This is a genomic window from Psychrobacillus sp. (assembly GCF_056205495.1).
The window spans coordinates 1-13344 of the sequence record NZ_JBAEAP010000432.1 but is presented as its reverse complement, the minus strand read 5'-3'; the positions used below and the strand labels follow the sequence as shown (position 1 = coordinate 13344).

The 13344-nt window shown below is 38.8% G+C and carries 12 protein-coding genes; all 12 read left to right on the top strand.

The genetic code is table 11. The features are described from left to right. Positions 1-1876 (top strand): SpoIIE family protein phosphatase (locus AC06OU_RS12640; protein WP_475856193.1); only part of this gene is annotated, 1876 nt, incomplete at its 5' end. A gap of 67 nt (positions 1877-1943) precedes the next feature. Beyond that, positions 1944-3335, top strand: a complete 1392-nt coding sequence (tilS, locus tag AC06OU_RS12635) for a tRNA lysidine(34) synthetase TilS (RefSeq protein WP_475856192.1) — start codon at positions 1944-1946, stop codon at positions 3333-3335. 15 nt (positions 3336-3350) lie between these two features. Then, complete coding sequence (gene hpt, locus AC06OU_RS12630; protein WP_169360369.1) at positions 3351-3893, top strand: hypoxanthine phosphoribosyltransferase; 543 nt, start codon at positions 3351-3353, stop codon at positions 3891-3893. 154 nt (positions 3894-4047) lie between these two features. After that, positions 4048-6081: an ATP-dependent zinc metalloprotease FtsH gene (gene ftsH / locus AC06OU_RS12625; RefSeq protein WP_475856190.1), complete on the top strand. Its 2034-nt coding sequence runs from the start codon at positions 4048-4050 to the stop codon at positions 6079-6081. A 110-nt stretch (positions 6082-6191) separates the two neighbouring features. Beyond that, positions 6192-6974, top strand: a complete 783-nt coding sequence (locus AC06OU_RS12620) for a type III pantothenate kinase (RefSeq protein ID WP_169360371.1) — start codon at positions 6192-6194, stop codon at positions 6972-6974. Continuing rightward, positions 6975-7856 carry an Hsp33 family molecular chaperone HslO gene (hslO, locus tag AC06OU_RS12615; RefSeq protein ID WP_169360372.1) on the top strand — a complete coding sequence of 294 codons (882 nt, stop codon included), beginning with the start codon at positions 6975-6977 and terminating at the stop codon, positions 7854-7856. It abuts the gene before it with no gap. Next, a complete protein-coding gene (locus AC06OU_RS12610; protein ID WP_475856189.1) occupies positions 7840-8769 on the top strand; it encodes a peptidyl-prolyl cis-trans isomerase in 930 nt (309 codons plus the stop codon). The genes hslO and AC06OU_RS12610 overlap by 17 nt, the downstream gene beginning before the upstream one ends. Positions 8770-9157: 388 nt before the next feature. Then, positions 9158-10081, top strand: coding sequence for a cysteine synthase A (gene cysK, locus AC06OU_RS12605; RefSeq protein WP_475856187.1), 924 nt, complete (start codon positions 9158-9160; stop codon positions 10079-10081). A 132-nt stretch (positions 10082-10213) separates the two neighbouring features. Then, positions 10214-11635, top strand: a complete 1422-nt coding sequence (locus tag AC06OU_RS12600) for an anthranilate synthase component I family protein (RefSeq protein WP_475856185.1) — start codon at positions 10214-10216, stop codon at positions 11633-11635. Next, complete coding sequence (gene pabA, locus AC06OU_RS12595; protein ID WP_475856183.1) at positions 11632-12219, top strand: aminodeoxychorismate/anthranilate synthase component II; 588 nt, start codon at positions 11632-11634, stop codon at positions 12217-12219. Before AC06OU_RS12600 ends, pabA begins: the two co-directional genes overlap by 4 nt. Then, positions 12220-13059 (top strand): aminodeoxychorismate lyase, encoded by an 840-nt coding sequence (gene pabC, locus AC06OU_RS12590; protein WP_475856181.1) that lies wholly within the window; start codon positions 12220-12222, stop codon positions 13057-13059. It abuts the gene before it with no gap. 1 nt (position 13060) lies between these two features. Beyond that, on the top strand, positions 13061-13344 hold a 284-nt coding region (locus AC06OU_RS12585), incomplete at its 3' end, for a dihydropteroate synthase (protein ID WP_475856179.1).

The following is a 13344-nucleotide window of genomic DNA, read 5'->3' as shown; positions in this document are numbered from 1 at the left end:
CGAATTGATCCATAAAAAATGGACAATGGAAAGGATGGGCTCTGCTTTATTGATAGGGGTCCTAGTACTAACTGGTATGTCATCCTTTATCATTGGTTATGTTTGGGTACCGTTAATAGTTGCACATCTAGTAATTGCTGTTGCTGCCGCGGTAGGAGGTGTGCAACTTTCTACCGTTGTGGCAGTCCTGGCGGGCACGGTATTAAGTATTTCTACCTTAAGCTTTAGTGGAATGATTGCAGTTTATGCTCTGACCGGTTTCTTAGCGGGTCTTCATAAAAGATTTGGCAGACTCTGGCAGGCATTCAGTATGCTTGGTGCCACATTTTTCTTTCTACTATACGATCGAACGTTACCTCTAGATTCGGTTTATATTGGCTCATTGGTAGCGGCCTCGCTAATCTTTTTTATGATTCCTTCTACATGGATTAAGGATTTAAAGGAACAACTTTATCCTGACACGACGCATGTCTTATTAAGAAGACAGAAGTGGATGACTGAAAAGGTGAATCATCAGTTACAGGAATTTCAACACTTTGTGGATTTTATTACGCGTTTTATATCAGATCGATTTGAACCTAAAGCAGCAAGTGAGGAGAGGGTAGAAACATTAGTAACTTGTCAGTCTTGTTTTCATTATGAAAAATGTTGGGGGGCAAAATCAAACGGCATACCGAGTCTTATTCAACAATGGGAGGAGCAACCTAAAAAGGCTAGGATACAGTTAGAAAAGAAAATGCAATTTAAATGCGTTAAACCATTACAAATAATGCACGAATTAAAGGAGAGGGAGGCTAAAAGAAAGCTCGCCTATGAAATGCAGCATGGTAAAAAGATGTTTGCCCTAAAATTGAGAGATATGGGAAACCACATGAGTGAGCTGATGAACAACTTAGAAAACAATGTTGCGTTGTATACATCCCAGGAGGAAGAGGTGAAACAGAAATTTCAGCAATGCAATATTCCATTTTATCAAATAGATGTATTAAACATTGATGTGGGTCAGATGGAGGTAGTCTGCTGTTTGCCAATAGAAGCAAGAGGTAAAATGATAGGGGAAAGGTTAATAATTCCGATTTTATATGAGCTATGGAAGGAGCCTTTTGAAATAACTTCGATGAAAGAAGTTCATCACCCATATGAACATATTCAAGTATCATTTAAATCTTCTGTCCGCTTTAGTGTTTCGCACGATATATTTACTTCTTCTAGTAAAAATACAATCTATTCAGGAGATGCACATGCCGTTTTCCAGCTACACCCGGGGTTATTAGCAGTTATTTTATCGGATGGGATGGGTAATAATGTAGAGGCACATAGGGAAAGTAGGAGGGTAATGCAGTTTATGAGGGAATGTCTTCATAAGAAAATGGATCCTGAGACAACTATGCATACATTGCATTATATGATGAGTCTACAAGATGACTCAGATAGCTATGCTACGGTAGATCTGGCTTTAATAGATTTACAAAAGGGAGAGTTGTGGTCCTGGAAAGCTGGTAGTATGTCTACGTATCTAATTCGAGGTAATGAGATGCGTAAAATTGAAAGTAAGCATGTGCCATTTGGCTTTTTGCCTACTTTTTCAATAGAGGCGAAAAAGGTCGATATTAAAGATGGAGATATATTATTAATGCTATCGGATGGTGTGTTCTCAGCAAATACAACAATAGAAAAACAGGAGGCCTACTACAAAAAGGTGTTACAGGATCCTACAATGAGTGCAGAAAAATTTGTGAAGATTTTAGAGGAAACCTACTCATTGCCAGGAGATGATAGAACTGTAATCTTTATGCAGGTGAAGCATGCTGTACCGGAATGGTCGATATTTTCACCAAGACAAGCCGCAAAATTTCAAGAAAAAATGGTACACTAGACTAGTATAAATGTTTATAGAGAAGTGAATTATGAAGATAGATTATTTTTAAGGGAGAGATGAGAAGATGCATCCATTCGTTCGAAAGGTGAAGCAATATATAGACCAGCACCGATTGATTGAAGAAAAAGAGCGTCTTCTTATCGCTTGTTCTGGCGGTACAGACTCTGTTGCAGTGGTACTAGCCATGAGGGAACTTGCGGTTTTTTACAGTTGTGAGCTTGGTATTGTTCATACAGATCATCAATTGCGTGGAAAAGAGTCTGCCGAGGACCTCGAATTCGTCAAGGAATTAGCTAATCGGTTAAAACTTCCTTTCTATTCTGCTGCGTTAGAGGTGATGAGTAGAGTAGAACAAGAAGGGGGAAATGTCCAAGTTATTTGTAGGCAGGAGCGTTATTCCTTTTTCGATGAGGTGATGAAAACCTATAATTATAACAAGCTTTTGTTGGGACACCATGCAGATGACCAAATAGAAAATGTCTTGATGTCGTTAATAAGAGGTACTATTAGCTCCACGATAACGGGGATTCCAAAAAAGAGACCTTTTTCAAGTGGTCAAATAATCCGTCCTTTTCTAGGTGTTACAAAGCAAGAGATTGCAACGTATCTAAAGGACCAACAACAACTTCATAGACATGACCCAAGCAATGACAAACATACATATACAAGAAATCGAATTCGCCATCGATTAGTGCCTCTCTTGAAAGAAGAAAATCCAAATATAAGCGATCGCATAATGCATTTTGTAGAGAAACAGCTTCAGGATGAAAAGTACCTTCAAGAGATAGCGGCAAAAAAGTATGAACAGCTTGTGACGGTTAATGAGGAAGGGGCATTGGTTATAGATTCTCTAAGCTTTTCTACAGTTCCCATTGCTTTACAAAGAAGAGTGATTCTACTACTATTAGAGTATCTATACAAAAACTCCGATATACTACTTAACGATCGATTGATTGAATCCATTCTCGCCGCTTGCAATAATCATGAAGGTAATGAGGTATTACACTTACCAAATGCTTTTCATCTCACTCGCCATTACAACCACATACAATTTAGCGCTCATAAAACGGCACCTGTTATACGTGGGGAATTTGTTTTGTCGGAAGATTGTTGGATCAATTGCGGTGCTGGCTTTTCCATCTACTTAACGCGAAACTTAACAGACGATCTTTCCCAAGAGAAATGGTTTGTACAATTAGAAAACCACCACTTTCCGCTTTCTATAAGACAGAAGGTACAAGGTGATCGAATACGTATCAAGGGAATGTCCTCTTCTAAAAAAGTTTCCCGTCTATTTATCGATGAGAAGGTCTTACCAGAGGATAGGATGAGTTGGCCACTGCTTGTGCAAGCTAACAATGATATAATTGCAGTAATTGGCTTACGCTACGGAGAATTATTTTCAAAGCAACACAGCTCGCAGAACTATGTAATGTTTGTAAAGCGAGATAAATGACTAGGGGGACTAGAAATGCTAGAGAAAGATATTCTAGAGATTTTATTAACAGAAGAACAAATTCAAGAAAAAACAAATGAGCTTGGAGCTATGCTTACTGCAGATTATGCGGACCAATTTCCCCTTGCTATCGGAATTTTAAAAGGTGCAATGCCATTTATGTCTGATTTGATGAAACGAGTGGATACATACATCGAAATGGACTATATGGACGTTTCTAGTTATGGAAATGCTACTGTTTCTTCTGGTGAAGTGAAAATTGTAAAAGATTTGAATACAAGTGTAGAGGGCCGAGATATTTTAATTATTGAGGATATCATTGATAGTGGGATGACATTAAGCTATTTAGTGGATCTATTCAAGTATCGTAAAGCAAAATCTATTAAGATTGTCACATTATTGGATAAGCCGACAGGCAGAAAAGTAAAGTTAGAAGCTGATTATGTTGGTTTTATAGTTCCAGATGCTTTTGTTGTTGGTTATGGATTAGATTACGCAGAAAAATACAGAAACTTACCGTACGTTGGTGTTCTTAAAAAAGAAGTTTACTCTTTTTAAATTAGAAGCTGCGAAGCTCTATGAAAGTCATTAATAGATATGAACAAAGCCTTAAAATTTTGTTCTTTTTTAGAAGGCTTTTCATTGTACGCCAAAAAAAACGTATGTTAAGATAATCATTAGTTTTTCTGTTTACCTTGTGAGGAGGCTAGGAATGAATCGAGCATTGCGCTACGCCATATTGTATTTATTGATATTTTTTGTGATTGTAGGAATATTTGCTACGTTCAATACAAATAATACCCCTACTAAAAATATTCGTTATGATGAATTTATGACTTCACTTTCAAAAGGTGATGTTACTAGCTTTTCAATGCAACCTGAACAAGGAGTTTACTTTATAGAAGGTTCTATGAAGGGCTATGAAGAAGGAGAAAAGTTTTTAACTAAACTTCCTTACAATAGTGAAAAAGTGCTAGAGAGAATAGATTCACTAGCAACTGCAAATAATGTACAAATTGATGTTATTGAAACTTCAAAAACTAGTGGCTGGGTACAGTTCTTTACCGGTCTACTTCCTTTCTTGATTATCATCATTTTATTCTTCTTCTTATTGAGCCAATCTCAAGGCGGTGGTAACCGTGTGATGAACTTCGGTAAGAGTAAAGCAAAACTGTATGATAACGACAAGAAAAAAGTGAAATTCCCAGATGTTGCTGGGGCAGATGAAGAAAAAGCAGAGTTAGTAGAAGTTGTAGACTTCTTGAAAGATCCACGCAAGTTTGTAGAAATTGGAGCACGTATACCTAAAGGGATACTTTTAGTAGGTCCTCCAGGTACTGGTAAAACGTTACTAGCACGTGCTGTAGCTGGTGAAGCGGGAGTGCCATTCTTCTCTATTAGTGGTTCTGACTTCGTAGAGATGTTCGTTGGGGTCGGTGCATCCCGCGTACGTGATTTGTTTGAAAATGCAAAGAAAAATGCGCCTTGTATTATTTTCATAGATGAAATTGATGCAGTTGGTCGTCAACGTGGAGCAGGTCTTGGTGGCGGTCACGATGAGCGTGAGCAAACACTAAACCAATTACTTGTTGAGATGGATGGTTTTGGAGCGAACGAAGGTATTATTATCATCGCAGCTACAAACAGACCAGACATTCTAGACCCGGCTCTTCTACGTCCTGGACGTTTTGACCGTCAAATTACAGTAGGTCGCCCAGATGTTAAAGGTCGCGAAGCAGTGCTTCAAGTACATGCACGCAACAAACCTTTAGATGATACGGTTGATTTGAAAGCAATTGCTCAACGTACACCAGGATTCTCTGGAGCAGATTTAGAAAATCTTCTAAATGAAGCTGCCCTGGTAGCTGCTAGAAGAAACAAAACAAAAATTGATATGTCAGACATTGATGAAGCAACAGACCGAGTTATTGCTGGACCAGCTAAATCTGGGAAAGTAATATCTCCGAAAGAACGTAAAATTGTTGCCTTCCATGAGGCTGGACACGTAGTAGTAGGTTTAACACTAGATGACGCAGAAGTCGTTCATAAAGTAACTATTGTTCCTCGTGGCCAAGCTGGTGGATATGCAGTAATGCTTCCAAAAGAAGATCGTTACTTCATGACTAAACCAGAGCTTCTGGATAAAGTTTCAGGATTACTTGGTGGTCGTGTTGCAGAGGATATCGTCTTTGGAGAAGTTTCTACAGGAGCTCATAATGACTTCCAACGTGCTACTGGTATCGTCAGAAAAATGGTTACGGAATATGGTATGAGTGACAAGCTAGGACCAATGCAATTTGGTCAAACTCAAGGAGGAAATGTCTTCCTAGGTCGTGACTTTAACTCAGAGCAAAATTATTCCGATAAGATTGCATATGAAATTGATCATGAGATGCAAACGATGATCAAAGAGCAATACGAACGAACTAAACAGATCTTAACAGAGAAACGCGATTTGTTAGATTTAATCGCAAATACGTTATTAGATGTTGAAACGTTAGATGCTGCTCAAATTTTACATTTACAAGAGCATGGAACACTACCAGTTCGTGAATACGATCAAAACGATCAAAAGGTTGATTTGAGTAAGGAAAAGGATTCCGATGCTACAGGAGCTTCTTCTGATCCAACAATTGGTGATTTACCATCAGAAAAAGGCACGTCTCATGAGACAGGTCCTATTCTAGAAGAACGTACAGATGTTACTTCAGATCCAATTCAAGAAAAGCGTCCAACTGATAAATAAAATATATAGCTGAGTGATTTTCGTCTTTAGGCGAGTCACTCAGCTTTTTTATTTCTCGGGAAATATGGTATGATGTGTTGGAAATCTACGTAAAAGTGAGGAAAATCTTCATGATACTTGTGCTTGATACAGGGAATACAAATATTGTACTAGGAATTTACCATAACGATCAGCTGATTCATCACTGGAGAATGGAGACGGACCGTCGTAAAACAGAGGATGAGTTCGGGATGCAGGTCAAAGCACTATTTTCTCATGTTAATATAACTTTCGAACAAATAGAAGGTATTATCATTTCCTCAGTAGTGCCGCCAATTATGTTCTCCTTAGAAGCTATGTGTAAGAAATATTTTGGTATAAAACCCTTAGTTGTAGGTCCCGGTGTAAAGACGGGATTGAATATAAAATATGAAAATCCTCGTGAAGTCGGTGCCGATCGTATTGTTAATGCAGTAGCAGCTATTCATGAATATGGAGCACCTTTAATTATTGTGGACTTTGGTACTGCAACCACTTACTGTTATGTAAATGAAAAAGGTGAATACTTGGGTGGTGCTATAGCTCCGGGAATCGGTATTTCAACAGAAGCATTATTTGAAAAGGCTAGTAAGCTTCCTAGAATTGAACTTACAACTCCAGAGCATGTAATCGGCAAAAATACAGTTTCCGCCATGCAATCTGGTATCGTATTTGGATACGTTGGGCAAGTGGAGGGCATTGTAAATAGGATGAAAAAAGTTTCTAAAGTGAATCCTAAAGTTATATCTACAGGAGGGCTTGCTCCTTTAATAGGTAATGAAACAACGATTATGGATATGATTGATCCTTTTCTTACGTTAAAAGGATTGTATTTAATTTATCAACGAAATATAGATGAAAGAGGTATGAGATAAATGAATGATTATTTAGTTAGAGCTTTAGCTTTTGAAGGAAGTGTTAGAGCATTTGCAGTTCGCACAACAGGTACGGTAGGTGAGGCACAGCAACGTCATCAAACGTGGCCAACTGCTTCTGCCGCATTAGGTAGATCTATGACCGCTGCAGTTATGATGGGAGCAATGTTAAAGGGTGACGATAAGTTAACAGTTAAAGTAGAAGGAAACGGTCCTATTGGTCCTATGATCATCGATAGCAATGCTAAAGGTGAGGTGCGTGGATATGTAACAAATCCTCAAGTACATTTCGACTTAAACTCAGTAGGTAAGCTTGATGTTCGTCGTGCAGTAGGAACAGAGGGTACTTTAACAATTGTCAAAGATCTAGGAATGAGAGATTTCTTCACAGGACAAGTACCAATAGTTTCTGGAGAAATTGCAGAGGATTTCACTTACTATTACGCTATTTCAGAACAAGTTCCGTCCTCAGTAGGTCTAGGAGTATTGGTGAACCCAGACAACTCCATTTTGGCTGCTGGTGGGTTTATCATTCAGTTATTACCAGGGACAGATGACGAGACTATTACAATTATAGAAGAACATTTAAATAAGATGGAGCCGGTGTCTAAGTTAATCGAAAGAGGATTGACTCCAGAGGAACTCTTATTTGAAATTCTTGGGAAAGAAAACGTTCAAATATTAAATGAGATGCCAGTACAGTTTGAATGTAATTGCTCTAAAGATCGATTTGGTAGTGCAATTATCAGTCTTGGGGAAAGTGAAATCCGTGACATGATTGAAGAAGACGGTGGTGCTGAGGCTCAATGTCATTTTTGTATGGAAAAATATAATTACTCAGTAAATGAATTGGAGTCTTTTATCGATGAAATCAATTCATAATAATGTTCCAACTCAACCTAAACGACGTTTAAAAACGAAACCGGTACTTATTGTACTAGGTATACTTTTACTTGGAAACTTACTTTGGTTTATAGCTTGGTTAATACCAAATGATCAACAAGCAAAGGCATCCGAAGAAGTCGCTTCAGTTGATGGAAAGATTATTACGAAAGAGCAATGGATGGCTTCCATGGAAACAATTTATGGAAAAGAAGTATTATTAGATATGGTAAACGCAGAGGTCATGGAGGCTGCTGCGAAGAAAAACGATATTAAAGTAACAGACGCAGAGATAGATCTTGAGCTAGCGCTTATTAGGTCCACAAGGGAAGGTACAGACACTTCCCTTCAGGCATATGACGACGAGATATTACGAAAGAAAATTCGATCTCGCCTTATTTTAGAGAAGGTATTAGCAAAAGATGTTAATGTAAAGGAAAAGGATATTAAAGATTTCTATGAAAATAATAAAAATCTATATAATATCCCAACTTCCTATCGTACTAGCGTTATTTACGTGGCTACAGAAGAGGAAGGGAAAGCTGTTTTAAAAGAGCTAAAGGATGAATCGTCCTTTGATGGTCTGGCAAGAGAGCGTTCTACAGACCCAAGTTCTGCAAGCTTAGGTGGAGACGTGGGTTATATCTCTAAAGGTACGGATTCGATAGATGAAGCTTTAGTTGAAGCATTAGAGAAGGTTAAAGAAGGAAAGACTAGCGGAGTTATCGCTCTTAAGGATGGCCGTTATGCAATAGCACTTGTAAAGGATATATTTGAAGGACAAGCATTCTCTTATGAGAAAGTAGAAGGTCATATAAAGAGAGAGCTGGCACTAAGTCAAATAAATCAATCTGTAACACAAGAATCATTCTGGCAGGAATATAATGCAGAATGGATATATGGGGAACAGTAAAAATTAGGCTTTAAACCGCCCTCCAATGTTGGATGAATCTAACAATGGAGGGCGTTTTTTTATAGACGACACAAGAGATTGTCGGGAATATACCATGTTGCTCTCCCAACTGAATGCGAAATGAATTCATTTTGAAACAAATGTATATAAGAGTCTAAAGTCCCGTAGAATATATAGAACAGGAATTTAAATTTTTGTTTGTACTGGTGTAAAAGGGGTAGGTTAGTAATTATGGAAATGTGTGTGAACTGCTTATTTTAAAAGAATCGTCAATAATAAAATTTACTTTATTTGGCGAACTGTATTAATTGACAGTAGTTCTCAAAGATTGATATGATATAGGAAATAAAACCTATCAATCAAGTAGGGATTAGGAGTGAATCGTAGAATGGTAAAATTAGCGAATAGTGTAGCGGATTTAATAGGTAAAACCCCGATTGTTAAATTAAACAGAGTGACTAGCCCAGAAGATGCTGAGGTTTATGTGAAATTAGAATACTTTAACCCTGGAAGCAGTGTAAAAGATCGTATTGCTCTAGCAATGATTGAAAATGCTGAAAAAGAAGGCAAATTAAATGCAGAAAGCACAATTATTGAGCCTACAAGTGGTAACACAGGAATCGGGCTAGCAATGATTGCGTCAGCAAAAGGATATAAAGCTGTATTAGTAATGCCAGACACAATGAGCTTAGAGCGTAGAAATTTACTTCGTGCATATGGTGCTGATTTAGTGTTAACACCTGGAGCTGATGGTATGAAGGGTGCAATTGCGAAGGCGCTAGAACTATCGAATGAAAACGGTTGGTTTATGCCACAACAATTTAATAACCCTGCAAATCCAGAGGTGCACCGTTTAACAACTGGTCCTGAAATTGTAGAAGCATTTGACCAATTAGATGGATTTGTTGCTGGAATCGGTACTGGTGGTACAATTACAGGTGCTGGTGGTGTGTTAAAGGAAAAATTCCCGAATATCCACATTGCTGCAGTTGAACCAAAAGATTCAAGTGTCCTTTCTGGTGGTAAACCAGGACCACATAAAATTCAAGGGATTGGCGCTGGCTTTGTACCGGAAGTATTAGATACTGAGTTATATGATTCCATTATTCAAGTTTCTAACGAGGATGCTTATGCTACTTCTCGTGAAGTTGCTAAAAGTGAAGGAATCTTAGGTGGAGTATCTGCAGGTGCTGCTATTTATGGAGCACTTCAGTTAGCGAAACAACTTGGTAAAGGGAAAAAAGTTCTTGCAGTTATCCCTGACAACGGGGAACGTTACTTGAGTACACCTCTTTATCAATTTGAAGACTAATTTAAATGTGTTTCGAAAGTTAATTTCATAAGAGTTAATCTAACGAGAGGGAGTTTGTTAACTTCCTCTCTTTTTTGTGGCAAAAAGTAACAGTTTCACGTTAAGATGAAGTCAGATTGTTTTTAGGGGGAAATGAAAATAGTGGGATTACATCTTCATACACATTCATTCCAAATGTCTAAAGAGGCATTTTTTTATGGATATAAAGAGCTTACCAAAAACGAAACACATCATCTGTTCTTAGAGAGTGGGAGAGGCGGTCATATTTCTGTAGCAGCCTGGAATCCATTAGCTACTATTAAGTCTGAGGAGAAGGGCATCCATGTTAAGTGGAGAGAAGGAGGGGAGGAATTTATAGAGGGTGAGCCTTTAGATGAGCTAGAGCGCCTCATTGCAAACTATAAGATTTCTTACGATAACAGCCTTCCTGATTTTCAAGGGGGAGCAGCTGGATTTATTAGCTACGATTATGCTAGAAAGATAGAAGTGCTACCAACCCATTCAGAAGATGATATGCATATACCGGATATATACTTTTATCTACTAGATAGCTGGGCTGTGTTAGATGTGGAGACTGAAACAGTAACATTGATGAAGCTCTCTAGCAGTAGTGAGGATTTAGAGGAAATGGAAGAGCAATATAAACAGGCAGCCGATCAGGGCATATCCTCTAGAATCTTCTTGCCAGGAGCTGCAATGGAAGTTCAAGGGGATTCATCGGAGCTACATGTGTCGATGAGTTCAGAGGAATTTGAAGAAGCTACGCTAAAAATTCAAGAATATATTGCTCAAGGAGACGTTTTCCAAGTTAACTTATCAGTTCGTCAATCTAAAGAGTTGAAAGCATCAGCCATTGAAATGTACGAGGCTTTGCGTACCTTCAACCCTTCTCCTTATATGGCATATATTCAGTCACCAGAGTTTGCAATAGTTTCAGGATCTCCTGAGTTATTGGTAAAGAAAAAGGGGCTGGAGCTATCTACAAGACCAATCGCTGGTACAAGACCTAGAGGAAAAGACGAGGCAGAAGATCTTTTATTGGCCAATGAGCTGATTGAAAATGAAAAAGAGCGTGCTGAGCACGTCATGCTTGTAGATCTGGAGCGGAACGACTTAGGTCGCGTTTCTGCTTATGGCACAGTGGAAGTGGACGAGTTTATGGTAATTGAGCGTTACTCCCATGTCATGCATATTGTTTCAAATGTTAAGGGGCAGCTACGCCAAGGGGCGACAAACTCAGAAATAGTTCGAGCAATGTTCCCAGGTGGAACCATTACTGGAGCACCAAAAATAAGAACCATGGAAATCATAGATGAGTTAGAGCCTGTTCGAAGAGGACTATATACAGGTTCTATAGGATGGCTTGGATATACCGGGGATATAGAGCTTAATATCGTTATACGGACGGCATTTATACAAGATAGAATGGCTCATATACAGGCAGGGGCGGGTATAGTAATTGATTCGAAGCCTAGCGCAGAATATAAAGAGTCCATAAACAAAGCAAAGGCTTTATGGCAGGCAAAGGCCATGGCGGAAGGAGGAAGCAAATGATTTTGATGATTGATAACTATGATTCCTTTACCTACAATTTAGTGCAATATATCGGGGAATGTGGTGTAGAGATAAAGGTTGTTCGTAATGATGAGCTTTCCATAGAGGAAATTGAACAATTATCACCTCAAGTTATTGTTGTTTCTCCAGGTCCCTGTACCCCGAACGAGGCAGGTATCAGCTTAGAAGTAATCACCTATTTCGCCGGGAAAATACCTTTGCTAGGGGTTTGTTTGGGACACCAGTCCATTGGCCAAGCTTTTGGGGGTCATGTAATTCGTGCAGAACGATTAATGCATGGGAAAACGTCTCCGGTCTTTCATGATGGTAAAGGTGTTAATAAGAATATGCCCAATCCGTTCCTTGCTACTCGCTATCATTCTTTAATAGTAGAGAGAGGCTCACTTCCAGACTGTCTCGAAATTACATCCTGGACAGCGGAGGGAGAAATAATGGGAATACGCCATAAGGATTTTCCAATAGAGGGTGTACAGTTCCACCCGGAGTCTATCATGACGGAGGAAGGAAAAAAACTAATTCAAAACTTTGTGCATGACCACTGCTATGCTAAGGAGCTGTCCTAAATGGAGGCTTGGAAGAATGGGCAATTATATAAAGCTAGTGAATTAACGATATCAGCCTATGATCATGGCTTCTTATATGGCCTTGGCTTTTTCGAAACGTTTCGTACATACAATGGCAACGTATTTTTATGGGATGAGCATTGGTTGAGACTCACAGAGGCACTGGCCGATTTTCGTATAGACCTGCCTTATGACAAGCAGGCTATTTTGGAGGCTGTGAATTTATTAACAGAAGCGAATAAAGGGGAAGACGGGTATTTTCGTTTAAACGTTAGTGCAGGTATTCATGATTTAGGATTACAGCCAAACAATTATCAGGAACCAACCGTTATTTTATATCGAAAGCCCATTGTTCCGATGATACGTGGTAAAGAGAAGTCAGCAGTCTGGTTAAAGACAGTCAGAAATACTCCGGAGAGCAGTATTCGTCATAAATCCCACCACTTTGCAAACAATGTTCAAGCGAGGTTTGAACTAAACTCACTAGCTGATCAGGAAGGGATTTTTGTAAATACCTCAGGTTTTGTAGCAGAAGGTATTACTTCTAATGTCTTTTGGGTAAAGGGCGGGAAACTCTATACTCCCTCTGTAGAAACTGGAATATTAAATGGAACGACGAGAAAATGGATTATAAAAAATTGTACAAGCGATATAGAAGAAGGCTTTTACACAAAGACTCATTTAGAATCTGCAGAAGAGGTTTTTATAACAAACGCAGTTCAGGAGCTGGTTCCGATTAAAAGTATTGAAGGGAAACAGTTTTTAGGAAATCTCGGTCCTGTTTACAAAGAGCTTCACAAACAATACGTTGCGTGTATTCAGGGAAAAAGGAGAGTATAACATGAATTTAAAACATAATTTACAATCGTTTAAAGCTGGAGGAGTCACTCTAGATTTTCGAAATGAAACGATTGTAATGGGCATTCTTAACGTTACACCGGATTCCTTTTCGGATGGTGGAAGGTTCAATGAGATAGAGCAGGCTGTCGGTAGAGCAAAGCAAATGGTAGCCGAAGGAGCTAAAATAATAGATGTTGGGGGAGAGTCCACAAGACCAGGATACACACCAATATCTGATGAAGAAGAAATTGAGCGTGTTGTGCCGGTCATCCAAGCTATTAGCCG